The sequence below is a fragment of the Variovorax sp. V116 genome (assembly GCF_041154435.1).
Classification (GTDB): domain Bacteria; phylum Pseudomonadota; class Gammaproteobacteria; order Burkholderiales; family Burkholderiaceae_C; genus Variovorax; species Variovorax paradoxus.
In genome coordinates this window covers 2,344,231-2,369,218 of record NZ_AP028661.1, presented here as the reverse complement: position 1 = coordinate 2,369,218, position 24,988 = coordinate 2,344,231, and the positions used below count along the sequence as shown (strand labels likewise).

Genomic DNA, 24,988 nt, shown 5'->3' with positions numbered 1-24,988 from the left:
TTTAACGGCTTTTGTAGAGAATAAAACGCAATGTTTGCGCGGAATACTTTTGCGCGTGTGCTGCTACGGCGTTCAGGCTTGGGGTGTAATTCGTTATTTCCATTTTCAGTCCTAATGGATTTTTTGGGACCAGATCTGGGCCGACTCGCTTGTATTCGTAAAGGTGCCCGTCAGGAATTTTGCCAAGCATTCTGGCGAATCCTTCGTGCGTTTCCGTTCCAAAGGCGGCGGCCTCCCACCGATTCGCGATCCAGGGTTCCTTGGGCCGCGTTAGGCGTGCTTCGGTGATGGTAGTTCGCCACTGTTCTGACAAATCATTAAAGGTCAATCGATCTCGAATGTTCTGCACCGCAGCTTGGAATCTCTGAGCCAAAGGGTCCAGATCGCGGAGTTCTGCAAGCGAATTACGGTAATCCTGCGTTAGGGATTTCCGTCCAAGTTGAGCATACGACATCTCGGCAGTGCGAATTATGGCATCGCCCGAGTTGGTCATGCGCTCCAAGACTACGCTATCGCCGAGCGCGGGTATCAGCAGCTTGCGCGTACTCCCCAACAGGCTGGCATCGGCATCGCTGGAGTAGGCGAGACCAGTCCCCACAGTCAGCGTCTTTGCGCCAAGACCGGCCCACTTCAACCCGCCGTAGCCGCCCATAAAGAGTTGTGCCACATCGGCCAGCCGCTCGACTGTCGGACCATAGGGCGTGTCGTAGTTTGCGGCGGGCACACTCAGCTTGAACGCGCCTTCGCTGCTGTAGGGTGCGGCCATGCGAGGACCGATCCAGCCAGCACCCAAGGTTTCCTGGTAATTGGCCGAGGTTCGGGCATAAGCCGAAAACACGTCGGCGCCCAGTTGCACCGTGCTGACTACCACGCTATTCCAACCTGCTTTGACGCTATCCCAGACCGCCTCTCCAGCCGAGTGGCGGCCCTCAGGTAGCCAGCGAATCGAAGTGCCCTGCGGAAGCAGGCTGTAATCTACTCGGCGCATGCTACTGGGCGCCTCGGCGGCGTCCTGCGCGATATCCAACGTCAGATCGATGGCATCGGTAAAGTCACTTACCGCAGAGACGCTTGGACGTATTCCGACGCCTGTCCGAAGAGGGGTGATGAGCTTGCGGCCAGGATCGGCGAGGCTCGTGGGACCAGCATCCGTCGCCACCCCGGTATTCAGAACCTTCGATGAATCGGCGTACTGCACGCCCGATGGAGGCGCATCGAGCCCGAGCCAACTGTTTTCGGCGTACAGCCAAGCCACGTCTTCATTGGAAAGCTGCGCGTTCGATGGGATGGTCGCAGGTGCGCTGTCTCGCCAGTTGGAGATACCGCCGCCAGCGCCCTGATATCCATAAGGGTTCGCAGGGTCGATGCGACTGCCTGCCGCGATGTCGCCCCCCAGTTGGTTGCCCACGGTCAAAGCCGCTCCCAGCGCGTCGCCAATAATGCCGGGCAATGCGCGTCCGATGCTGCCTCCACGCACCACAGCGCTTGCCATGCCTCCGGCCATGCTGCTGGCCAAGCTCTGGCCCGCCGGACTCCAATCCAGGCCCTTGGTCCAAGCGCCGGCGGATGCCGACACATAGCCCGAAGCCGCGCTTGCCGCGACGCCCCGCCAGTCAAAGGACTTTTGCAACCCGGTGACGATGCTCAACCCCTGGGTGGCGACGTTGCCCACGGCCATGCGCCCGGCGGTGGCCCATTTGCCAGACCCCTCCAGCAAACCGCCAGGCACATTGAGCAAGGCGCCCACGCTGGCACCCACGCCCGCGCCAAGCGCTCCGAGCGCAACCCCCTTCCAATTGAACGAATCCTGAATACCCAGAGCGATGCCCACACCCTGAGCAACTGGTTCGCGGCGCTCCAGGTCTGGGTGACGCTTTGATCCTGCGCGTGCAGATCCGGGCGAATGGTCGCAAGGGTTGCGGTGGCGCTGCCCGGGGTCTTGGCGAGGTTGTAGTAGCGCTTGGTCTGCGCGAGGTTGCCGCGTGCGTCGTAGATGGTTTCGGTGAGATATCCCTCGCCGTCCACCTGGCCCACGAGCTGGCCGCGGGCGTTGTAGAAGGCGTAGGTGCGGATGTCGTCGGGGTTGCTGCCGACAGGGCGCAGGCCCTTGAGGTCGCCGCTGGCGCGCGCGATGGCCACCGCCGCCATGCGTACCGACACGCTGGTGAAGTTGGCTGCACGATCAGCGTAGCGGATGGTCTCGATGCGCTCGCCGGCTGCGTTGTACTTGTATTCGGTGAGGTAGCCCTCGGCGTCCAGCGTGCCCTGGAGTTGGCCGTTGCGGTTGTACAGTTGGGTGGTGGTGCGGTCCTGCGCCGCATCAAGGCCGACCAGTACGGTGGGAATGGATGTGCCCGTGACGCTTTGCGTAAAAGTGATCGCGCCGTCGGCGTTGGATTCGTCGCCCGAATAGACGGCACTGAAAGTGTGAGTACCAACGGGGATGGGGACGCCACGCAAGATGGCCGTGCCGTCTTCCCTCACCGCTACCGTGCCCAGCAAAGTCGTGCCGCTGTAGAAGCTCACCAAGCCGGTAGGAGTTTTGCCCGTCACTTGGACTGACAAGCCGCCGTCTTGCGCAATCGTTGGTGTCGTCAGGTTGATCAGGCTGACGGAAAAGCCCTCCATCTTCACCCAAGAGTCACTGGATGTTTGCGAACTCCGGTAATTCTCATCACCCCCATAACTGGCAGTAAAACTGGCCACCCCCGCTGGAAGATCGCTGATGGAAAGCGTGGCTACGCCGTTGACCACCTGGGCCGTTCCCAGCGCTACGCCATTGCGATAGAACGTCACGACTCCAGTAGCCATGCGGCCCACGAACGCGTCGGATCTCAGAGCCGCCGCAAGCGCGACTTGAGCGGTCAAGACCGCCGGCGAGCCGAAGGGGACAACAGACTTCGAAGCATTCACGACAATTTCGCTAACCGCAGGCTTCACGTTCAACTCAATCGTGCGCGAGGCAGCGAAGGCTCCGTTCACGTACACCAGCCTGAGTGGATGAATGCCCAAAGACATCGGCGGAAGGCTGAACCCATTTGCGTAGGGATTTGAGAAGCTGGCAATCAACTTCTGCCCGTCGAAGACGCTGAGAGTCGCCGAGGGGGAAGGAACATTCGGAGGCGCAACCAAGGAAATGCTCGCTGGCATTGGCAGCCCCACCACCGCTTCCTGCGCGAGAAGTAAGTCGACCGCATTGGTCAGTTCTCTGGGCTCCTTTTGCGTCGGCTGGAACGGGGCAGTGGCCGGGCCTGTGGACCACACGACTTTTCTGTCGGAGGTGTACAGCACCAAATTGCCATCATCCTGCAATTCCAGAGACTGACCGCCCTTGCCAGCAGTGCCGAAGTCCACCGCCACCATGCCACCGTCCGTATAGATTGCGAGCCTTCCGTCGCTATCGAAGCGAAATGAGTAATGCTCACGCTCATTTCCCTCGTCCGCAGGATTTACTGGTGCAGTTACAGCCCAATTACTTTGATACGTCCTTTGCTCGTTGACGCCACTAACACCAACACTTCCATATCCCACGCCAAAAATAAAACGCCCATTTGGTGAATGGATGAATGTTACAGGGCCATCAGGCGACAGGTAATCGCCTCGAGGCAATGATGTTTTGGTGGAGGGGATTGCTACGGCCGCCCCCTCGTTGAGGATGGAATTCGCATTGTTTGCATCTCCCGAATACACCGCCTTCAGCACAGTGCTAGTCCCAAGTGGCAAAAAAGTGGTCGGGAGGAGGGCCTCGCCGCTAGAGCCCACATTACTACTACCCAGCAGCTGTGTTCCTGCAAAGAAAGTCACGACGCCAGTGGGGATCGCTCCCGCCACACGCGCTGTCAAGTAGAACAATCCTGACGAATTGAAATAGGGTTGGGCCGTCAATGTGAGATTGGTGGGGGATGGAACTGCACTCCCGTACTGGTCGATCGGAGTACTGCTGCCGGCATTGCCGCCACCTCCGGAATACACTGCTCTCAGGGGATTTGCAGAGAAACTGCTGATTTGAAGCGTGGCAACGCCATTGACCACCGCAGCGCTACCAATGAAGGCCGTTCCGTTATAGAAAGATACAGTCCCGGCCGGAACAGCTGATGATGCTCCTCCAACATTCGTGACAAATGCGCTTAACGTATAGGAGTCAAATTGCCCCAAGAATCCAATTCGCGTACTTGGAATCCCCGCAATCTTCAGCGTCGTCGCTGTCGGAATTAGCCCGTCTGTGGACCACTCCAAGTATGATGTCGCTTTTATATGCGTTGCATCGCCGTTATATTCGGCGCGAAGTGCCAATATGCCTTTGGGCAGTTCATTCACCGCCAATGTTGCCACTCCATTAATGACAATTCCAACTCCCAGCACCTTGCTTCCGTTGTAGAACGTGACCAGTCCAGAGGCCAATGCCAGATCCGTCCTCTCCGGAGTAGTCAATCCGACCGAAAGAATTGCCGCTTGAGCACCAGCAGTCGGGTTTCGCTGTGCACTCAACGTGGCAGCGGTTGTCGCTGGAGTGATGATTTTCTGAACAGCCTTAGAGACGCTGGCCGGCCGCCAAAGATCGCCCGAGTACGCTGCGCGCAAGCTGTGAGTTCCCACAGAAAATCGATCTAGCGCAAATACGGCCTTGCCATCGATGACCAAGGCACTGCCGATGACCGTCTCGCCATCGAAGAAGGTGACCATGCCTCCGTTTTCAGCGCCTTCGACTGCGGCCGTCAGGACTGCCAAACGCGCCAAGGCTGTAGGTCCAGGATCATTCAAGCTCAACGCAATTCCCCCGAGCGTGCTCGGATCCACCCCCAGGTTGACATCCGCTCCATTGAGTAGTGGCGCCACATCGATCGGCTTGGCCAGCTTCGTGACGGAAAGGATGCGCGAGGCCCCGTCATAAGTCGTCTGCGTCACATACCCAAACGCATCCACCTGCCAGGCCAGGCGCCCCGCGTTGTCGTAGAAGCGCCAAACCTTCTGGTCCTGCGCCGTATTGGCTGCCGGCCGCAACCCCGCAAGGCTAGTCGTCGTGTTCGTCGCACTCCACGCCGTGGTCGGCAGACCCGCCCCATCTACCAATTGCGCGAGCTTCGGGGCTGTGAGCCTCGTGGCATAGGCCACGGTCTGGCGCAACTGCCCGCTGGCGTTGTAGACGTATTCGATCACCGCCCCGGTCGCATCAATGTCCACGATCTTGCGACCCGCCTCGTCATACAGCATCCACTTGCGCACGCCCGTTGGGTCCTGCGTCATCAGCAGGTTGCCGCCCTTATCGTAGGCGTAGATGGTGGTGCCCAGCACGCCGGTGCCGGTGCTCTGCTGGGTGGCGCTCACGAGACGTCCGGCCTTGTCGTAGGCCGAGACGGTGACCAGCCCGGTGGCGATGGTCACGCTGGTCTTGCCGCCCGCATCGTCATAGCTCGTGACGGTGGTGTTGGCCGTGGTCCCGCCGTCGAGCGAGGGCGCGCTGACGCTGAGCACGCGGCCCAAGCCGTCGTACACATAGGTCGTGGTGCCGCCGCCGGTCGGCTCGATGGTCTTGAGCAGCCAGCCATGCTGGTCGTACACGTACTGGGTCTTCGCCGCCGAGGCGGCGATGCCCGCCCCGGTCGCGTCGATTTCGCCATAGGTCGTGGAGGAACTCAGCGCACCGCGCGCGTCATAGACACGGTCGGTGCGCTCGGTGCGGCGCAGGTCCTGGGTGCTGCTGCTAGCAGCCCAGGTGGTCATCTGCGCTTCCGTGGGCACGGCGGTCGCGCCGAGCGGGGAGACGTTGTAGCCACCGCCCGTGTAGCGGACGGTGGTGACCGCTTGGCCATAGCTGTCGTAGCGATGCTCGGTGACGTCGCCCTGCGCGCTGATGCTGAAGCGCAACAGCCGGGGGTTCCCCTGTGCGTAGACGTAGCGGGTGATTTCTGCCAACGACGCTTCCTTGCTGAAGACACCACGGCTGACCGCCGCATCGGCGTAGACAGTGTCGGTGAGCAGCTGGTTCGCGGCGTTGTAGGTGCGGGTGTGGAGGTTGCCGGCGGAGTCGGTCTCCTTCAGCAGGTTGCCATTGGCGTCGTACTCGTAGGCGACCTCCCGGCCTTCTCCATCGGTCACGCCGGTGACGTTGCCGGCGTCGTCGTAGCGGTAGCTGACCTGCGACAGCCCCGACAGATTGCCAGCAGTGACGCCCTGGTGCATCTGCAGTAGTTGGCCTTGGGCGTCGTAGAGATAAGTGCTCTGCGCGCCCAGCGGATCGGTCACGGTGGTCGTGCCGGTCGTTGCGCTGTAGGTGAAGCGGGTGACCTGCCCGAGCGCGTCGGTCACGGTCTCGACCTTGTAGCTGCCGCCCGCCTGGACGTAGGTGAAGCTCAGCTTGGTGCCATCGCCCTGCGTGACCGAGGCGATGCGCTTGCTGGTGCCGTCGTAGGTGTAGGTGGTGACGTAGGTCTTGCCGTCTGCGACGGCGTTGTCTTCGGGGCTCAAGTCGACGATAACCGTCGACAGTCGGTTGGAACTGTCGTACGCATACCGCACCCGGGTGAGCGTGACGTTGGTCTGGCCATCGGTCGATTTCGCGACGGTACGCAGTTGGGTGAGATTCGTGCCGCTGTAGTCGTAGTAGGTGATGTCGCCATTGGCATCGGTGACGGACAACACGGTGCCGTTGGCGTTGTAGGCGTAGCTGACTGTGTTGCCATCCGCGTCGGTGATGGAGATCAGGCGGCCGACGCCGCTGGACTGATAGCGTTCGACACGGCCGGTGTCGCCGTCGGTCCAGATGAACTGTGCGGCGCCATTGTTGTAGGCGATGGTGTCGAAAGCGCCGGAGCCGGCGGGGCTGACATAGCCGTTTCGGCCGACATCCCAGGTGTAGATGGCCTGGGCACCGTCGCGGTCGGTGCGCATCAGGGTGCTGCCGGCCGTGCCCACGGTGCCGGAGGTCAGGACGACCTTCTGGCCAAAGGCGCCGACGCTCCAATTGTCGCCGTTATCGTCGGTGAGCAGGCCCTGGCTGTTGTAGGTGCGTACGGCTTGGACGTCGAGCCCGCGACCGATCAGGACGTCGTCGCGACCTTGCAGCACGAGGTTGCCGTTGGCGATGTTGACGAAGGACTGCTCACCGCTTCGGCCTTGCCCTGCCGTCCCCACCTGACCGCGTTGGCCCAACGCAGCCAACGAGCCCAAGCTCAGACCCAGACTATTCCCACTGATAATTGCAACCATAGCAGCCTCGACGAATTTGTTCGGAGAACCGCCACATGGCAACCAGGCCGGGAACACCTTCGTGGTTGGGCTTGACGCAATGCCGGCCTACGGTTCAACCAACCTATCCAGCGCAACTTGCGTTTGTTTAGTCAATCCCACCAGAAGCTACGGGTTATTTGGCGAGAGGTCTTGAGCCGCCACTTCTCTCGGTATGACGCAGCGTCAAGATCGCGGATGCCTACTGCCATTCTGGTTGTAGACCGGGTCGCGTGTAACTCCAAACGCGCAACGCCAGCCTCAAGTGAGAACGGGATGCCGTGGCGGCGCAGGGTGTCGCGCAGCCAGGTCGAAGACGCGACTTGCAAATCCATCCACTCCACGTCGGCAACGGATGGACGGAATAGTAAAAATCGCCATCCCACGCGGCGCAGAAGCCTGCCGGCGCGAACATGCTACGAGCTCGGAACTGGGGGTGCTGCTCGGCAGGCGCCGCAAGCATCATCGGACACGTGGTCCAGACGAGTGGGCATCCGCGCGCTCCGGCGTTCGACTTCTCTCTGTCTCCCTCCATCGATCCGCCATTCGCCGCGCATCAGTCTGCACAGCCGGCATGCGCGCGACGAAGCGCTCCACCCGATTGGCCGCCTCGGCTTGGCCCTGATTTCGAAGCGCATCCGCAACTGCGTGCCAGCCCGCCACCACCTCCTCCCGCGTGCGCTGCATGGTGTCTTTGCCGGCATCCAGGGTGCCTCGCTTGGTCTGTAAGGCCTGGAGCACACTCTCCAGCTTGGCGCGCATGAAGGTCGAGGTCTTCGGCGGTCGAAGCCCGGTCCGGTCGCTGGGCGGCAGTTGGCCGAATGCCCGCAGCGCGCGGAGCCGATGATGGATCGCATCCCTGTAGGGCTTGCGGGTCTGCCCTCGCACCTGGCGCGGCGTGGCATTGGCCGCCACGCCCTGCTCTCGCATCAGCGTGGCGAACTGCTCCCGCCACTGGCGCAGCGTGTCCTTGCGGATGTAGAGGCGCCTGCCGGGCTCGAACTCGTGCTCGCACTTGACCACCAGATGCACATGCGGGTGCGGCTGATCGGTGTGCAGCACCATGGCGTAGCGATATTGCAGCGCGAAGTTCTCGCGCGCAAAGACGCGGGCTGCCGCCAGTACCTTGTCCGGCGGCGTGCCGGCGGGCATGGACAGGACGATGTTGTGGACCAGCTTCGCACGCGTGTCTTTCTGCCCCGGCGCGGGTCTTGGCTTGTACTGGCTTCTGCAGAGCTCCAGCTGCCAGTCGGCCGTGATCTCCTTGGGAGCGCCCCGGCCCTGCGGCATCAGCCCCTCGTCGGTTTCGATCGGCAGCTTGCCGTGCCGGCCGATGTAGCGCAGATGGGCCTCGACGCCGCCGATGTCCCGCCCGCCGCCGGAGACCTTCACCATCACCTCGGGCGTGCGCCCCACGGTGCGCTGGATCTGCGCGATCTGCTCGGTGCCGAAGCGCAACTGGCCGCCCGGTCCTCGCCGGCCGTAGCTCACGATGTCCAGGGTCATGTCGCGCGGCGCACCGGCCGGGCCGCGGCCGCTTTTGCCTGCGCGCACGCTCTGTTCAGGCATGGGCACTCCCGGCGCCGGTCTCCCAGCTGATCAGGTTGCGCCGCACGAGGGCGGCCGTGGCTTCGCGTGCCGCCTCGACGTCCCGCCGGACCGACGCGATCGCTTCGCCGAGGTCCGACGCCACCGGCCCGGGCAGTGTGTTCGGCATGCCGAACATTCGAAGCTGTCGTTGCAGCGCAGCCAGTCGGGCGCCGGTCACTTTGATCTGGTCCAGTTCGTTCGGCGGCAGCACGGCCGCGTCACGCACATGGTTGTGGATCAGCAGGGCGAGGTAGCTGGCTGTCTTCATTCCACGGACGCGGGCTCGCTGTGTCGCCAGCGCGCGATCGCCTTGGCGAAGCCGCAGCGTGATGCGATCCGCCACGCTGGGGCGGTATTCCGATTCGTCTGGGAATCGCTGTGCGCCCGAGCCCGGCGAGATGTCGCCGTGGGTCTTGAGGACCTGGTCGACCATCTTCGCGAGCAGGCTCGACGCACTGAGATGATGACGGGCAGCCAGCGCGGCGAAGCGCGCCCTCGTCTCGGGCGGCACCCGGGTGGCGATCACGCGGCTCGATCGAGAGGTCTTGGTCATTGCAACGCCGTCGCTGTTAACAATGTCTGACGGCAGTCTATCCTGCCCTCATAGCCGCACAAGGACTTTGCCCTCGGAATTCCAGCGTCGAGCTCACCTCGCCGGTTCGCGGCTCCGGAGCGTTGCCGTCGATCGACAGCTCGAAGACCACCATCAATGTTCGGCATGCCGAACATTGATGGTGGTAGACGGAACGATCCCGCCCTCATAGCCGCACAAGGACTTTGCCCTCGGAATTCAGCGTCGAACTCCCCTCGCCGTTTCGCGGCTCCGGAGCGTTGTCGTCGATCGGCAGTTCGGGCCTTCCATCGATGTTCGGCATGCCGAACATTGCGGAGGTAGACGGAACGATCCCGCCCTCATGGCCGCACAAGGACGTTGCCCTCGGAATTCCAGCGTCGAGCTCGCCTCGCCGTTTCGCCGATTCCGGAGCGTTGCGGTCGATGGTCAGTTCGGCGCCCTCCATCGATGTTCGGCATGCCGAACATTGCGGAGGTAGACGGGACGATCCCGCCCTCATGGCCGTACAAGGACTTTGCCCTCGAAGTTTCGACGTCGTCCTGCGACCGCCGCGTCCAGGCTACCGAAATCGAAAGTTCATTCCGCTCGCAGAGCAAGCCCACACGGCCGCTGTATAAATTTCCTCACAGCTCATCAAGTGGAAGACCCCCGCTGTTGCTACCGTTCGAGGCTTTCTAGGTGTTCGGCACGCCGAACACCTAGAAATAGAGCCGGGCACAGAGGTGGACTCGGCACGCAGCGAATTCGGGGGGGAACCATCGAATGGGCATCCGCATCGCCGCGCGCTGCGCGGCAAGGCCGCCAAGAACAGCCTACTCTCGCAGCGTGAACACCACTGACAGATAACAGACCGGCTGGGTCTGAATGGTCTCGATCCCATGCAGCGCGGTCGCATCGAACAGCAGCGAGTCCCCTGTCCTCACCGCAACCGACTTCGCGCCGTAGCGGTAGGTGACCTCTCCGGACAGGAGGTACAGGAACTTGAGACCTGGATGCTGAAAGGTCACGTAGGGATCCGCGCCGGGCAGCAGCGTGACCAGGTAGGGCTCGACGAACAGGTTGCCCGACAGCAGGTGGCCCAGCAGTTCGTAGCGGTAATCCGAAACGGCACCGACTCGATCGACCAAAACACCGTGTCCTGCACGCACGTGGCAGAAGTCCGTGCGCCGCGCCTGGTCACTGAAGAAGCGCGAGGTCGGCACATGCAGGCCCTGCGCGAGACGCTCCAAGGTCTCCACCGAAGGCGAGACCAAACCGCGCTCGATCCGGGAAAGCATCGAAGCAGAAATCCCCGACGCCTTCGCCAGCGCACCGCCAGACACCTCCGCAAGCCCGGGCGGTCGAAGTCGGCAAGCTTGTCCTTGACGTCGCTCCAACTCAGCGCTTTCCTCGTACCCATGCTCACGCATTCTCCGGCTTCAGTAGTTTCGTGGCGGCATCCTCCAGGGCCAGCACGCGGCCTCGTTCTGCACAAGCAAATGGCAGTAAAAAATCGGCGTCAAGCCAGCAACGCCGGGTTGCCGTCAAACCGGGCCCGCCCCTGCGCTGCATGTGCGTTGGCATAGCCTCAAGCCGCAACGCGATGGGCGGTCTCGCCGTCATCTTTGAATCGCATCCGCCAAACGGGAACACGAAAGCCCATGTCCTCCTCGACCAGTTCAGAGGCCAGGATTTCGCCGAGATCACCGGAGCGCGCGCGCTTCGACTGAGGCAGCAGTGCCCCTCAGAATTTCGGAGGCGCCGTCGTATCCGAGGCGGGCAACATCGTCAGCGATCGGGTCAGCCTGGCCATAGTGCGTCTTGACGGTTTCGCCCGGCTGCGTAAGAGCGGCTGCACGGCCGCCATCTTTTTCCAAGTACGTTCGGAATGTCTTCTTCTTGCTTTTGTCCTCAGTGCCAGCGCACCAAGCCTTGAACAATGCCATGTCTCCTCCTCCGTTCTTTGTGAGTTCCGGTCAGACTGGCTGCCCACCGACCCGCTCCGCTTGACTTCTCGTCCGTCATCCCGCCGCCTGCGCAGGCAGTTCAATTTCGTATGCTTGGGCGATACGGGCTACCAATTCGGCGACGGCGACGTTGCCGAGCTGCAGCGTTTTCGGGTCGACGGATGTGTCCGCAGCAACGGCAACAAGGAACCGCGTCATGTCGGCGCTGATCTTTTCATCGACCGCGATGCGTGTGGCGGGTGCGAGCAGTTGTGAAAGGCGCAGAACATCGTTGAGGTGCTTGCGCACGTCCTTGGCGTCCACCTTAGCGCCCTGCTCTTTTCGCGCCGTGAGTTCCAGCCACGCGATGGCCTTGAGCGGGATCAGGCGGTCTTCGCCGACCCAGGGCAGGCCATCGACTTCGCGGCGCCCAGCCATGATGAATGCGTAGTAGACCTCGTCCAGCAAGATGGCAGACAAGCTGGAGACGGCTTCGTCGAGCGGTATGGGTGTCAGCTGACTGCCATCAGCCGGTTGCAATCCGTCGGGGGCTCTCGCGAACAGCTCGACCATCGCCGGGTAGCGAGCATCAGCGGGCTTCTGGAACCGATAGAAGATTGGTTTTCCGGTGTCGCTGCCCTGGCGGATTTCATAGCGACCGTCCTCGACGAATTTCCAGAAGGCCTCGCCAAATGCCGGGGTCAGCGCCTCCACATGCAGGACGATGTCCAGGTCTTTGGTGGCGCGGAATTCCAGCCCGGCCTCCTCCATCGTCAAGGTCGCGGCCGTGCCGCCAATCAGGACGTACTGGTCGACGTATGCCGCAAAGCGCTCCCGGAAAATGTCCAAGCCTCTCACCATGGAAGTCGTCCTTTCAGTTCATCCAGTGCGAGCTGGATTCGGTCGTCGGCGTTCTCCTGCAGGCTGAGCGTCAGCGAGAGCGGGTCCACGGTGTCGGCGTCTGGCACCAACGCCGGGCTGTAGCTCCACAGCTGCCATTCTTGGGCGCCCGCTTCGGGCTCAGGCAACTCGCGAACGCCGGCATCCGTCGCAGCCTTCCAGTCAGCGGCGGCCAACGCAAACACCGGCCATTTCGGCTCGGTCAGCATGGAATAGCGCGCGAGCGCGCTCAGACCCGCGAGGCGGCTGGGCCGGTGCGCAACGGTGCCATGGGCGGCCACCCAGACCGTACGCCTGACCGGCGTCCGCAGTGCGGGCTTCGCACGCTCCCAGACCTGCCCCGGCGGGAGTTCCATTCGCAGCCAGCGCGAGCGGCCGACCGTGTATGCCGTCGCCAGCCCGGCCGCAGTCAGTTCCTTGACCGCGCGTGACAGTGTCATGGGCGTGTAGCCTAAGGCGACTGCGATCTCAGAGGGCTGCCAATCGGATTGCCATGGCTGGCGCAGCAAGGCAGTGATCAGCATGGCTTGCGCGGAAGGGCTCAGCGCTTCCGTGGCCGGCGTGCGCCGCCGAAAATACTCGCGCAGGTCCAGACCCAGGTCCGGCAGATAGAGTTGGTTGCCCGGCACGATGAACGGGACTTTTTGCTCGATCAAGCGTCGACGGTCGTAGGAGGCCAGTGCATCGGTGACGTAGACCGCCGGCTGACCGGCCAAGGCCTGGACCTTGTCCAGCCAAGTCCGGACTTCGCTGAGGGACTGCTTGGCCTGCGCGCGCCCGATCGCCAGGACAATGGGCTGCCCCAGCAGTTCCAGTTCGCTGAACTGGAAGGCATCGCGAAGGAAGTACGGCAGTTCGTTGGCACGCGCCCACGGCTTCACGGCTCGCGCTTCAATGCCCAGGACCTCATGGAGGTAGCGCAGAACGGCGGTCGTGAGGGTTGGCAAGGCTCATCCTGAATAACTTTAATTTTGCACGATAACACATACACTGTTATCGTGCAAACCGGCGTTATCATGGCGCTGTTGACTGTTCCCGGCCCCGTGCCGAGCGGTCCGAGAACCAGACATAATCGGAACGAGGACTCGCTATTCCCTCGCACAACTCGGGACCCAGCGCTTGCGCGTGGCAAACGTGCGACATGACGAGAGGCCTCAGTTTTTGTCGGTATTTTTGTAGGTACCTGATGCCACCAGAACCGCCAGAAGCGAGCGCCCATGCGGTTTCTAGCCAAATATTCGATCCCCTCCGGGGCCACTTCTCTGCTCCACGAGCAACCACGACAAACCGCTGAGATTCCGCCCAGCAAAGGGAGGCAGCGGAGTCCTGCGCGACGGAAAGCAGCTTGATCGTTCTCTCCGCTTGCATCGCGAGTTAGTTATTACCCATATGTAATACCAAATGTGTACAACTTTTCTCGCTGACGCCCTCTGATCCACCCATGGCAGAGGGAGAGTTCTCCACCGTTGCGGTGGATAAGGCGGTGCACAAACACGCGCGCATGGCCGGAAAGCGTTGCCACGGCTGAGTTGGGGCGTGGCGCCCGGAAATGCAGCACCTCGCCGTCTCCGAGCCCTGTCACGTCGTGGGCAGCGGCAGTGAGGACATTTGTCTCACCGGAAAAGGTGCGCACCGCTCATGCGCGCGTGCGGCGCAATTCCTACAGTGGCTTCACGGCGAAACGCTTTGATCCAAGACAGGCAAACAAGCGGCGCCGGTTGTCCACCTCACTGGAGAACGCACATGGAACGCAGCCAGCTGCCCGGAAATTGCTTCTTGGTTCTCGTGTACCTGCTCGCGCTGCTTGCTTTGTGGCTCAGCAACTGAGGCGGGCCAACGTAGGAAATCCACCGTCAGCAAGAGGCGCCAAAGCGACATGGCACCGGCGCCTTGCAGGTTCAGGCTGGGTTCATGGCAACCCAACAAGAGCAGCGCAAGCAAGGCGACATCGGCCGCCGCCTGATGTGGATCCTGCTGGCCGTCATCGCGGTCATCGTGGTGGCGGTGCTTTTCTTCTACGGCATCACCGATCCATCGAAAGGACCGGGCAACGTTCCTGCCAGCGGCGCCGCGACACCGGCCCAGGAGAGCACCAGTCCAGCCAGATCGCGCTAGGAAGAAGACCGCTTTCGAGGGCCGGCCCTGCGCTACCCGTATGCCAAGGCCTATGCCGAACGTGGAATCGATAGGCCGCATCGGGCGGGGTATCTTCCGCACCGGACTGGCGCGCAACGATGCGCGCGCTTGTTACCCCATCACCTTCAGGTCGGGAGCCGTAACGTGGCGCATACGCTTTTCAAGCAGATCCTCATGACGCAGCTGCCGGCGCGGTTTCACAGTCCGTCTGAAATAGACCGGCTCAAGGACCTGCGCGATGCCGGGTACATCAAGGTGGCGTTCGCGCCATCGCAAGGCGCGGCACCGCCCTCTGCAACGGTGCACGAGGTCACCAACCTGGGACGCGCTGCCGCGCGCTACTTCGGATCGGGCGAGGGGCCGCGTCCCGACCTGCCTTCGGTCGCCTTCGCGCTTCCCTGCCGGCACAACCCGGCCGGTTGATCTCTCTCCGACGGCTCGCCCGCCATCGCATGAAGGCTTACATCGCTTCGCGCGAGCGGCTGTCGCGGCATGCCACGGCCCTCTGCAATCGTTGCACCATGCACACCATGGACACCCGACCGATCTTTCCTTCCTGGTGGCGCGCCGGCGCGCTCGCCTATACGGCCGCGGGCTTGGTGTGCGTTGTTTCGAGCGCGGCCTTTCCGGACAGCGAGACGGCCATGCTGGCGGCGATCACGGGGGCCTTGCCCTGGTCGCTCGCCCTGCTGACGCTCGATCTTGCGCCGGGCGTGGCGCAGACCGCGCTGCTCCTGCTGGCCGGAGGCTGGGCCGTCAACGCGGGGTTCTTCTGGTGGCTGGCGCTGCGGCGCCCGGCGCATCGGCTGCCGGCACAGGACGACTGACGACGCATCGCCGCAAGCCTTTCGGTGCGATCATTTCGCCATTCGTTCATCGCGCCGATGCGCGCCCCGCACTCCGAAGGTTTTCCATGCTTCCTGATTCGCAAGTCAACCAACCGCTGATCGGAATTGCCGGCGGCCGGCAGTCGCTCGACACGCCGACGCTGCTGCTCGACCTTGGCGCACTGACGCGCAACATCGAGCGCATGGCCGCCTTTGCCAAGGCGCGCGGCGTCGGGCTGCGGCCGCACGTGAAGACGCATAAGTCGGTGGAGATCGCGCGCCGCCAGGTTGCCGCGGGCGCCATCGGCGTGAGCTGTGTCACGCTGGGCGAGGCCGAGGTCATGGTCAAGGCCGGCATTCCGGACGTGCTGATCACCTCCCCGGCCGTCACGCCGAGCAAGATCGCGCGCGTGGTCAAGCTGGCCAGGCTGGCCGGCCCCGGCGGAATGATGGTGGTGGTGGACGACCCGCGCAATGCCGCGGACCTGGCCGCCGCCACGCTCGGCCTGCCGCATCCGCTCGAGGTGCTGGTCGACTACGGCGCCGGCTACAACCGCACGGGCGCGGCCAGCGAGGCGCAGGTGCTCGAGCTTGCACGCCGCATCGCGGCCGAGCCGCGCCTGAAGCTGCGCGGATTGCAGGCCTATGCCGGCAACCTGCAGCACATCGTCGACCGCGAGCAGCGCAGCGCCGCCGCGGCCCGCCTGCGCGAAACCATCGCGCGCATCGTTGCGGAGGCGAGGCGCAGCGGCATTCACTTCGAGATCGTCACGGGTGCGGGCACCGGCACGCACGACCTCGACGCGCAGCGGGACGCCTTCACCGAACTGCAGGCCGGCTCCTATGTGTTCATGGATGCGGAATATGCACAGGTGCTGCAGGCCAGCCCGGGGCAGCCTTCACCCTTCGAGGTGTCGCTGTTCGTGCAGACGGCGGTGGTGAGCACCAATGCGGCGGAATGGGTCACCGTGGACGGCGGCACCAAGTGCTTTGCGACCGACTGCGGCGTGCCGCTGGTGGTGCGCGGGGCCGATCCGGCGAGCCGCTACGCCTTCTTCGGCGACGAGCACGGCAAGCTGTTTTGCGCCGGGCAGCGGCCCGCGCTCGGCGACCGGGTGGAGTTCATCACGCCGCATTGCGACCCGACCGTCAACCTGCACGACGCCTACCACGTGGTCGACGGCGACACGCTGGTCGCCATCTGGCCGGTGGACGCGCGCGGCAGGCACTGAAGAAGCCCCGCATCGGGGCCCCCGCGTTCGTCAGGCGCGCGGCAGGGCTGCAAGAAAGGTCGATACGACGATGGCGGCCGCACGGTCCAGCTGGAGGACATCGGCCACCTCGAAGGAGTGCAGCGCACTGCGTACGCTGCCGCCAGCCGGCTCGCGGATTTCCACGAGCACTTCCGCTGCCAATTCGCGATCGCTGCGCGGCTGGCCGTCGGGATGCATCACCCACTCGTCCACCTGGTCGAACGGGATGCTGCGGAAGACCGCGACGACGGGCAAGTACCTGTAGCGATCCTCGCCCACCAGCACGGGCAAGCTGAGGTTGCAGAAAAAAGTGGTCGACATGCAGAGCGCCGTCGCAATCAAAAGGATTAATTGTTAGGGAATGTGACCAAGACATCCACCTTTCCCGGCCCTTTTTCCTTTGCGAGACGTGATCTTCCTCACACAAATTGAAGCTTTGTGGCGAAGATCGCACACCCTACAAAGGATACTTAATTCTTACATATCGCCAGCCGGATGTGACGGTTTGCCTGCTTTCTGCACCAAAAAGGCAAAAAAAGAGGCCTGAATCCGGCCTTTGGGGGTCCTCTTTGGGGCGGCTCAGGCCGACGAGCCGAACCGCGGCGGACGCCGTTCGATGTTGGCTTGCACGGCCTCCTTCTGGTTCGCGCTTCCGATCAAGGCCTGCTGCTCCACCGATTCGGCGATCAGCAGCTCGGCCGCGCTGTGCGACAGCGCCGCGTTGAGCAGGCGCTTGCCGGCCCGGATGGCGTCGGGGCTCTTGCCCGCGATGCCGTGCGCCATCTGAAGCGCCTCTGCCAGCGGATCGGCCGCCAGCCGCGTGGCAAAGCCGAGCTGCAGCGCTTCCTCGCCCGAGAAGATGCGGCCCGTGAAGGTGAGCTCGCGCACCACGTCGCTGCGGGCGAGTTCGCGCATCAGCACCATCCCGCCCATGTCGGGCACCAGGCCCCACTTGATTTCCATGACCGACAGCCTGGTGTCGGGCGCCACGATGCGGATGTCGGCCCCCAGCGCCACCTGGAAGCCGCCGCCGAAAGCCACACCGTGCACCGCGGCAATCACGGGCACCGGCACCTCGCGCCAGGCCATGGCCACGTACTGGGCTGCATTCGAAATGCCGTGCGTGCGTGCGGACAGGTCAGTGCCGCCCGCGGCCGCACCCAGCACCGCGCTGGCGGCGCCCTGCCCCATGCGCTCGAAGGAGGCCATGTCCAGGCCCGCGCAAAACGCCTTGCCCTGGCCCGAGATGACCACCGCGCGCACCGCGGCGTCGCCGCGCAGGGCCTCGCCCGCTTCGATCAGCGCGTCGAACATCGCGGGATCGAGCGCGTTCATCTTGTCCGCGCGTGCAAGCAGCAGTTGCACCACGCCGTCGGGGTGGCGGGTCCATTCGATTCGCTCGGCCATGGCAATGTCTCCTTCGGTTCCTGCGCCAGTATCGCCCGGCACGTGCGCTCGGCGATGATGGCGCCTGTCGCCTACCCAACACCCCTGGACCCATGCCCCTGGACCGCCGGATCTTTCTGCAATCGGGTGCCGCCGCCGTGGTGGCGCTGCTCCATTCCCAGGGCGCCAGCGCACCCGCCGGCCCGGGCCGGCCCATGCTCGGCTTCACCGCGGTGCCGGCGTCGCTGCGCGATGCGGTAGTGGTGCCGCCCGAATACGAATGGCAGCTGCTCTATCCCTGGGGTACGCCCACCGGCATCGCCGGGCAGCCGATGCCGGCCTTCGCGCCCGACGGCAGCAACAGCGCCGCCGACCAGGCGCTGCAGGCCGGCATGCACCACGACGGCATGCACTTCTTTACGCTCGCGTCGCCGGACCGCGGCCTGCTCGTGATGAACCACGAATACACCGACGAGCAACTGCTCCATGCGGGCGGCGGCAAGGAATGGACCGCCGAGAGGGTGCGCAAGTCGCTGCATGCGATGGGCGTCTCGGTCATCGAGATCCGCCTCACGCGGGGCGGCTGGCGCCAGGTGCGGCCCTCGCCCTACGCACGGCGCGTGCACGGGCAGACGCCCATGCGCATCGCCGGCCCCGCCGCGGGCGCGGTGCCGATGCGCACCGCCGCCAATCCGGCCGGCGACGAAGTGCTCGGCACCTTCGCCAACTGCGCGATGGGCGTCACGCCCTGGGGCACCTACCTGACCTGCGAGGAAAACTTCCACGGCTACTTCGGCGGCCCGAAGGAAGCAGCGAAGGACGCCACGCCCGCACAGCGCCGCTACGGCACGGTGCCGGGCTCGCAATGGGTGGAGTACTGGCGCTTCGAGGAGCGCTTCGACATGAGCCGGCATCCGAACGAGCCCCACCGCTTCGGCTGGGTGGTGGAAATCGATCCCTTCGACCCCGCGGCCAAGCCGGTCAAGCGCACCGCGCTCGGGCGCAAGCGCCAGGAAAGCGCGACCTGCACGCTTGCCAAGGACGGGCGCGTGGTCGTCTACATGGGCGACGACGCCAGGTTCGAATACATCTACAAGTTCGTGAGCCACGGCAAGGTCTCGATGGCCGGCGACGGCGCCCGCGCCTCCGCCAACAGCCGCCTGCTCGACGAAGGCACGCTCTACGCCGCACGCTTCGATGCCGACGGCCGCGGCCAGTGGCTCGAGCTCGTGCACGGCCGCAACGGCCTCGACGCGGACAGCGGCTTTGCCGACCAGGCCGAGGTGCTGATCCACGCCAGGCTGGCCGCCGATGCGGTGGGCGCCACCAGGATGGACCGTCCCGAATGGATCGCGGTGCATCCGCAGAGCGGCGAGGTGTACGTCACGCTCACCAACAACAGCCAGCGCGGCGAGCCGGGCAAGCCCGCGCCCGATGCGGCCAACCCGCGTGCCGGCAATCTCTTCGGCGGCATCCTGCGCTGGCGCGAGGACGGCGGGGATGCCGCCAGCGCGGGCTTCGGCTGGGACCACTTCGCGCTGGCCGGCGATCCCGCGCAGGCGGGCAGCGGCGCGCACTATCCGTCGGACGATGCCGACGTCTTCGGCAACCCCGACGGCCTGCATTTCGACAGCGGCGGCCTGCTCTGGATCCAGACCGACATGAGCGGCCAGCTCATCGGCAAGCCGCCCTATGCCTCGCTCGGCAACAACCAGATGCTGTGCGCCGATCCGGCCACGGGGCGCATCAAGCGCTTTCTCACGGCACCCAGCGGCAGCGAGGTCACGGGCTGCGTGGTGACGCCGGACCGGCGCACGCTGTTCGTCAACATCCAGCACCCGGGCGAATCGCGCGACGACGGCAGCGCCACGCCCAACAGCGCCTGGCCCGATGGCACCGTGTCCGGCAGCGCGCGGCCGCGATCGGCCACGCTGGCGATCCGCCGGCGCGACGGCGATATCGTCGGCACCTGAAGCCAAGGAAGCACAAGAAGGAGACCTTGCATGAGCATCCGCATCGTTCGCCTGGGCACGCCGCGCACGGCCGGAGAGGGCCTGCGCATCGGCACCGTGCGCCGCCCGCCGCGCGGCGTTCCGAAGACCGAGTTCGCATCGCAGGACTGGTATGACGTGTGGTATCCCAATCTCGCGCCTTCCGCGGAGACCATGAAGCTGGGCCAGGAGGCGGAAACCCCCGCGCAGTGGAACACCTTCATGCGCAAGTACAAGTCCGAGATGGCCGAGGCCGATGCGAGCCGCAGCATCGACCTGCTGGCCGCCCTGTCGCACACCGCGGCGTTTTCGGTCGGCTGCTACTGCGAGGACGAGTCGCGCTGCCACCGCTCGCTGCTGCGCGGCCTGCTGGCCGAGCGCGGGGCGGACATCGCGAACTGATCCGTTCAGGCCGGCGGCAGGGCCACGAAGGCCGGCAGCCTTTCCGCAGCGGCGGCAAAGGCTGCGAGCGAGGGGCAGTCGGCCGGTGCGACCAGTTCGGGAACCATCATCTGCGTGAAGCCCCACGCCACGGCGCTGGTCAGGCCGGCCTGCCCGAGGGTGGCTTCATCGGCCACCGGCGGCAGCCTGGAAATCTCGGCCTCGAGCCCCGCATAGGCGGCGGCCAACTGGCCCCGCACCCGGTCGACCCATGGCGCATGCTGCTTCTCGGGCGGGCGCAGCTTGCGCTCGTAGACGATCTGCACCGTCTTCTCGCAGGCCGCGAGCGCGAGCCCCAGCACCCGCAGCGCATGCAGCCGCTCGGCGCCGCCGGCCGGCATGAGGCTGCGGCCCGCGATGCTTTCCGCGTGGTCGATGATCAGCGTGGAATCCATCAGCGGCGTGCCGTCGTCGCACACCAGCGTCGGCGCCTTGACCACGGGGTTGATCGCCCGGAACTCGTCGAAGGTGCTGAAGACCGAGACCGACCGGTGTTCGAACGCAAGCCCCAGCAGGCGCAGCGAAATGGCCGCGCGGCGCACGTAGGGGGAGTCGAGCATGCCGATGAGCTGCATCTTGTTTTTTCCTGAGGGATGGGGCGCAACGATAACGCCTGTCAGCGCTGCGCCTTGTCCTTCTGGTTCTGCGCCTCGATGCGTCGCGCGCGGCCTGCCAGTCGTCGTCGCTCCACTGCCGCAGCTCGTAGAAGTTGCCGCCCGTGGCCAGCGCGTTGCCGCCGTCCATCATGATGCTCTGGCCGGTGAGCCAGTCGCACTGGCCTGGCGCCATGAGAAAGGCCGCAAGGTTCTGCAGCTCGCTCATGCGGCCGGTACGCGCCATCGGGTTGGTCTTCTTGCTGCGCGCGCCGGGCTCCTCGCCGGGATTGAGGCGTTTGCTCATGCCCTCGGTCGGAATCTCGCCCGGCCCGACGGCGTTCAGGCGAATGCCATGGCGCGCCCACTCCACCGCGAGCGACTTGGTCATGACCTCGATGCCGGCCTTGCTCATGGCCGAGGGCACCACGTAGGGGCTGCCGTTGTCGACCCAGGTGACGATGATGCTCATCACGCTGCGCATCGCATCACCCTCTTTCCACTTGCCGGCCTTCGCTTCCGCCACCCAGCGCTTGCCCACCGCCTGCGTGACGTAGAAGCTGCCATGGAAGACGATGTTCGCAATCGCGTCGAAGGCGCGCGGCGAGAGGCTCTCGGTCGGCGCGACGAAGTTGCCGGCGGCATTGTTGACGAGCCCTGTGAGCCCGCCGCCCTGGAACAGGCTCTCGACCATCTCGTCGACGCTCTGCGCCACGCGGATGTCGACGCCAAAGGTGTCGATGCGGCGCCCCGGAAACTGCTGGCGCCACGCGGCCGCGGTTTCCTCGCAGACCGACTGGCGCCGGCCGCAGATGGCCACGTCGGCGCCCAGGCCCAGGAAGCGCTCGGCCATGGCCCGGCCCAGGCCGGTGCCGCCGCCGGTCACGAGAATGCGCTGGCCGGTCATGAGGGAAGGTTCGAACATGGTGGTCTCCTTGGTCGTTGCGGCAGCGCCAAGGCAGGGAGCGCCGCCGTCGCACATGCTACGCGCGCTGCCGGTGCCGCGGCTTGCGAAAACCGGCTCCCGGCACCGGGTGAGAATGGCAGCCGACCTGGTCCCTGGAATCCGCCCATGCCAACTTCCACAGCCTCCCCCTTCCAGCCGCTTGCAGGCGTACGCGTGCTGAGCCTTGCGCTCAACCTTCCGGGCCCCGCGGCGCTGCTGCGCTGCCGGGCCATGGGCGCCGCCTGCGTGAAGTTCGAGCCGCCCGCGGGCGACCCGATGGGGCACTACAACAAGCCTGCCTATGCCGCGCTGCACGAAGGGATCGCGGTCCGCACCGCCGACCTCAAGTCCGAGGCCGGACGGCAGCAGCTGCATGCGGAACTCGCGCAGACCGACGTGCTGCTGACCTCGTTCCGCCCTTCTGCGCTGGCCAAGCTCGGCCTCGACCGGGCTGCGCTGCAGGAGCGGCATCCGCGGCTGTCGCAAGTGGCGATCGTCGGCGCGCCCGGTGCACGCGCCGAGGAACCGGGCCACGACCTGACCTACCTCGCCGAAAGCGGCCTCGTCACCGGCACCGAGCTGCCGCCCACGCTCTTTGCCGACATGGGCGGCGCGCTGCTCGCGAGCGAAGCCGTGCTGCAAGCCACCCTGCATGCGCGGTCCGCGGCCGGCGCGAACGGGCTGTACCTCGAGGTGGCGCTCAATGCCTCGGCCGACTGGCTGGCGCTGCCGCGCACCTGGGGCCTCACGCAGCCCACGGGCACGGTCGGCGGCGCCCATGCGGGCTACCGCGTCTATCCCTGCGCCGACGGCCGCGTGGCGGTGGCGGCGCTGGAGCCGCACTTCGCGGCCCGGCTCTGCGAGGCCGCGGGCGTGTCGCCGCCCGACATGACGGCGCCGGCCACGCACGCGGCGCTGGCCGCCTGGCTCGCAACGCGCACGCGCGCCGAGCTCGATGCCATGAGCCGCGAGCGCGACGTGCCGCTGCTCACGCTGGCCAACTGACAGAGCGGCCTGCGTGCGTCCTCAGGACGCCGGCAGGCGCAGCTCGCCGAGCTTGCGGTCGAGCTTGATGAGCCAGATGCGCGTCGGCCGCTCCAGGTCGGAGCCGCGCGTGATGCGCGCGCCGGTGGCGCCCGCGGGGCAGCCGCTGAGCACGCCGCCGGCGTCGGCCGTGCAGTCCTCGACGCTGCCGGCCAGGGTCTTGCCACCGGCATCGAGCAGCACCGTGCCCAGGCCGAAGTCGTTGTCGTTCACCAGCGCCAGGGTCTGGTCGTCCACGATCGTCAGGCCCTCCGCCTTCTCGGCCAGCCAGCCCAGTGCATTGAGGTCGAGCAGCTCGGTCTTGCGCATCGTCACCACGCTCGAATAGTCGGCGGTGCCCGAGGGCGCCTGCGTGATGCTGCTGATCTCCAGGTTGTGGTCGAAGGCCTTGATGTCCGTCGCGTTGGCCGGCAGCTCCACCAGCATCAGCTTGTTGGCCACCTTGCCGTCGCTCTTGCGCGCGCCCTGCTCGATCACGATGAAGCGGCCGTTGCCCAGGCTCACCACGTCGCCGAGCTTGGCGTTGCCGGTGCGGTCCTTGTCGTACTGGCTGCCGTCGATCGGGTAGGCGTAGAGCTTCGAGGTTTCGGTGGCCGGGTCGAAGGCGAGCCAGCGCGTGAACTTCGCGATGTGGCGCACGTCGGTGTTGCTGCCGCCCGGCGGCCTGGCCTTGATCGACTTGCCGCTGCCATCGCGCGGATCGATCGGGCTCTGCAGGAAGCCGTGCAGCACGCCGCTCGCAGCATCGAGCGTCAAACCTTCCATGCCGCGGTTGGGCCGGCGCTGCGCCAGCACCAGCGGCAGGTCGGCGGCGCCGCTGCCCGGTGCGTATTTCTTCTCGATCACACCGGTCGCCATGTTGATGCGCGCGATGAAGGGGCCGTATTCGTCGCTGGTCCACAGCACGTTGCGCGCCTTGTCGAGCACCAGCGTCTCGGGGTCGAGCCCGTTGGCATCGAAGTTGGCCTTGGCGGCGTCGAACACGTAGCGGTCGGTCAGCGGCGTCTCGCCGGTCGAGCCCACGCCTGACTGCGGCGGCAGGCCGCTGATCTTCCTGCCGGCATCGAGCCTGAGCGGCAGGCTCGAGGCGAGCACGGCACCCGTCTTGCCGATGCGCACGATGCCGTAGCTCGGCGCGAACGACGGCGCCGGGAACACCTTGCTGATGCTGGTGGCGCCATTGCCGCCGGGCACGGGCGCGGTCGGGCCGTCGCCGTTCGGGCCGCGGTCGGTGATGGCATAGAACTCGAGCGCGCCGTCGTCCGCCTTGCCCTTGAACGCGAGCCCCGAGCCGTAGGCCGGCAGGAAGCCCTGGGGAAAATCGGCCTTGATGCTGGCGTTGTCGCCTTCATAGGGCACGTTGAAACGGGCGTCGGCCTGCAGCTGGTAGCGCGTCACGCCGATGCCGATGGCGCCGAGCTGGTTGGCCTGCGTGGCGGCTTCGGTCACGGGGGCAGCCAGGCGCGAGGCCAGGGTGTTTTCGAAGTGCTCGCGCGCCAGCATGCGGCGGGCGGCGTCGACCGTGCGCGTGGCGTACGGCGCGGGCAGCGCGGCGAGCACGGCATTGAGCGCGGTGTCGAAGGCCTCGGCCGAGGCGCCGAAATCGAGCGCGCCTGCCGTCAATCCGGCCTTGAGCGCAGGCGTCAGCCGGATGCCGTTCGAGGGATCGCGGTCCTCGTCGAAGCTCTGCAATGCCAGCAGGCGATTGACGACCGCATCGGCCTTCACGTCAGTGCCGCCGGCCAGGGTCAGCGGCGTGACCGCGTCTCCGCAGGCCGCGCTGCCGAGCGCGAGCGCGCCGGCGCTGAAGGCCACGGTCTCGCCATCCTTGCAGCTGAATTCGCCATTCGCGTTGGTGCTGGCCGCGGCGGCGCCGCCTGTGGTGTAGTCGAGGCCCTCGACGGCCGCGTCGAGGAAGATGCCGGTCTTCGATTGCGCAGCCGGCGGGTTGGTGGTGCCGCTCCCACCACCACCGCCCGTCACGGGAAATGCCCACCCTCCTCCTCCGCCGCCGCTGCCGCCACCGCAGGCAGCCACCAGCGCACCGGCGGCACCCGCGAGCGCCAGCCAGCCCATCCTCGATCCTCTTGTCTTCTTCGCCATCGCTTGTCCTTGTTTTGCGCCTGCGCAACAGGCACAGGCCCCGGCGATTAGCGCC

19 protein-coding genes and 1 pseudogene are annotated in these 24,988 nt (G+C 65.3%); 7 read left to right on the top strand and 13 right to left on the bottom strand.

The features are described 5' to 3' along the window. Position 1: 1 nt before the first annotated feature. The 8 genes from ACAM58_RS11175 to ACAM58_RS11140 all read right to left on the bottom strand — a co-directional run bounded on the left by ACAM58_RS11175 (position 2) and on the right by ACAM58_RS11140 (position 13,160). A complete protein-coding gene (locus ACAM58_RS11175; RefSeq protein WP_369664445.1) occupies positions 2–1,672 on the bottom strand; it encodes a hypothetical protein in 1,671 nt (556 codons plus the stop codon). Next, the gene (locus ACAM58_RS11170; RefSeq protein WP_369664444.1) at positions 1,645–7,206 is read right to left on the bottom strand and encodes an Ig-like domain repeat protein; all 5,562 of its coding nucleotides are present in this window, start codon (positions 7,204–7,206) and stop codon (positions 1,645–1,647) included. Before ACAM58_RS11170 ends, ACAM58_RS11175 begins: the two co-directional genes overlap by 28 nt. A 480-nt stretch (positions 7,207–7,686) precedes the next feature. Then, positions 7,687–8,793, bottom strand: coding sequence for a relaxase/mobilization nuclease domain-containing protein (locus ACAM58_RS11165; RefSeq protein ID WP_369664443.1), 1,107 nt, complete (start codon positions 8,791–8,793; stop codon positions 7,687–7,689). Then, positions 8,786–9,367, bottom strand: coding sequence for a hypothetical protein (locus tag ACAM58_RS11160; RefSeq protein ID WP_369664442.1), 582 nt, complete (start codon positions 9,365–9,367; stop codon positions 8,786–8,788). Before ACAM58_RS11160 ends, ACAM58_RS11165 begins: the two co-directional genes overlap by 8 nt. A gap of 833 nt (positions 9,368–10,200) precedes the next feature. Further along, the gene (locus tag ACAM58_RS11155; RefSeq protein ID WP_369664486.1) at positions 10,201–10,764 is read right to left on the bottom strand and encodes a helix-turn-helix domain-containing protein; all 564 of its coding nucleotides are present in this window, start codon (positions 10,762–10,764) and stop codon (positions 10,201–10,203) included. Positions 10,765–11,070: 306 nt separating this feature from the next. Next, positions 11,071–11,313 (bottom strand): hypothetical protein, encoded by a 243-nt coding sequence (locus ACAM58_RS11150; protein ID WP_369664441.1) that lies wholly within the window; start codon positions 11,311–11,313, stop codon positions 11,071–11,073. Positions 11,314–11,388: 75 nt separating this feature from the next. Then, on the bottom strand, positions 11,389–12,174 hold the full coding sequence (locus ACAM58_RS11145; protein WP_278879708.1) for a hypothetical protein: 786 nt from the start codon (positions 12,172–12,174) through the stop codon (positions 11,389–11,391). After that, the gene (locus ACAM58_RS11140) at positions 12,168–13,160 is read right to left on the bottom strand and encodes a MarR family transcriptional regulator (RefSeq protein ID WP_369664440.1); all 993 of its coding nucleotides are present in this window, start codon (positions 13,158–13,160) and stop codon (positions 12,168–12,170) included. The genes ACAM58_RS11145 and ACAM58_RS11140 overlap by 7 nt, the downstream gene beginning before the upstream one ends. A 964-nt stretch (positions 13,161–14,124) precedes the next feature. On the opposite strand from ACAM58_RS11140, the gene ACAM58_RS11135 reads away from it, so the two are divergent. The 4 genes from ACAM58_RS11135 to ACAM58_RS11120 all read left to right on the top strand — a co-directional run bounded on the left by ACAM58_RS11135 (position 14,125) and on the right by ACAM58_RS11120 (position 16,408). Next, positions 14,125–14,328: a hypothetical protein gene (locus ACAM58_RS11135; protein ID WP_369664439.1), complete on the top strand. Its 204-nt coding sequence runs from the start codon at positions 14,125–14,127 to the stop codon at positions 14,326–14,328. A 165-nt stretch (positions 14,329–14,493) separates the two neighbouring features. Then, entirely contained in the window at positions 14,494–14,772 is a 279-nt protein-coding gene (locus ACAM58_RS11130; RefSeq protein WP_012747357.1) for a hypothetical protein, read from the top strand. Between the two features lie 29 nt (positions 14,773–14,801). Further along, positions 14,802–15,176, top strand: a complete 375-nt coding sequence (locus ACAM58_RS11125) for a hypothetical protein (RefSeq protein WP_018902754.1) — start codon at positions 14,802–14,804, stop codon at positions 15,174–15,176. An 86-nt stretch (positions 15,177–15,262) separates the two neighbouring features. Further along, positions 15,263–16,408, top strand: a complete 1,146-nt coding sequence (locus tag ACAM58_RS11120) for a DSD1 family PLP-dependent enzyme (protein ID WP_018902755.1) — start codon at positions 15,263–15,265, stop codon at positions 16,406–16,408. 30 nt (positions 16,409–16,438) lie between these two features. Here ACAM58_RS11120 and ACAM58_RS11115 read toward each other — a convergent pair whose 3' ends face one another. After that, positions 16,439–16,750: a hypothetical protein gene (locus ACAM58_RS11115; RefSeq protein WP_012747354.1), complete on the bottom strand. Its 312-nt coding sequence runs from the start codon at positions 16,748–16,750 to the stop codon at positions 16,439–16,441. Positions 16,751–17,008: 258 nt separating this feature from the next. Beyond that, the gene (locus ACAM58_RS11110; RefSeq protein WP_369664438.1) at positions 17,009–17,836 is read right to left on the bottom strand and encodes a crotonase/enoyl-CoA hydratase family protein; all 828 of its coding nucleotides are present in this window, start codon (positions 17,834–17,836) and stop codon (positions 17,009–17,011) included. A 92-nt stretch (positions 17,837–17,928) separates the two neighbouring features. Between ACAM58_RS11110 and ACAM58_RS11105 the strand changes: the two genes are divergently transcribed. Together ACAM58_RS11105 and ACAM58_RS11100 are read left to right on the top strand one after the other, a co-directional pair. After that, positions 17,929–19,788, top strand: coding sequence for a PhoX family phosphatase (locus tag ACAM58_RS11105; protein WP_369664437.1), 1,860 nt, complete (start codon positions 17,929–17,931; stop codon positions 19,786–19,788). 30 nt (positions 19,789–19,818) lie between these two features. After that, the gene (locus ACAM58_RS11100; protein WP_369664436.1) at positions 19,819–20,208 is read left to right on the top strand and encodes a DUF488 domain-containing protein; all 390 of its coding nucleotides are present in this window, start codon (positions 19,819–19,821) and stop codon (positions 20,206–20,208) included. Positions 20,209–20,213: 5 nt separating this feature from the next. Here the strand turns inward: ACAM58_RS11100 and ACAM58_RS11095 are convergent, their stop codons facing one another. Both ACAM58_RS11095 and ACAM58_RS11090 read right to left on the bottom strand, forming a co-directional pair. After that, entirely contained in the window at positions 20,214–20,822 is a 609-nt protein-coding gene (locus tag ACAM58_RS11095; RefSeq protein WP_369664435.1) for a glutathione S-transferase, read from the bottom strand. A 217-nt stretch (positions 20,823–21,039) separates the two neighbouring features. Then, a pseudogene (locus ACAM58_RS11090) lies at positions 21,040–21,693 on the bottom strand (SDR family oxidoreductase); the annotation flags it as partial. A 219-nt stretch (positions 21,694–21,912) separates the two neighbouring features. Here ACAM58_RS11090 and ACAM58_RS11085 point away from each other — a divergent pair. Next, entirely contained in the window at positions 21,913–22,791 is an 879-nt protein-coding gene (locus ACAM58_RS11085; protein WP_018902760.1) for a CoA transferase, read from the top strand. 21 nt (positions 22,792–22,812) lie between these two features. Here the strand turns inward: ACAM58_RS11085 and ACAM58_RS11080 are convergent, their stop codons facing one another. Next, positions 22,813–24,933, bottom strand: a complete 2,121-nt coding sequence (locus ACAM58_RS11080; RefSeq protein ID WP_369664434.1) for an esterase-like activity of phytase family protein — start codon at positions 24,931–24,933, stop codon at positions 22,813–22,815. Positions 24,934–24,988 lie beyond the last annotated feature (55 nt).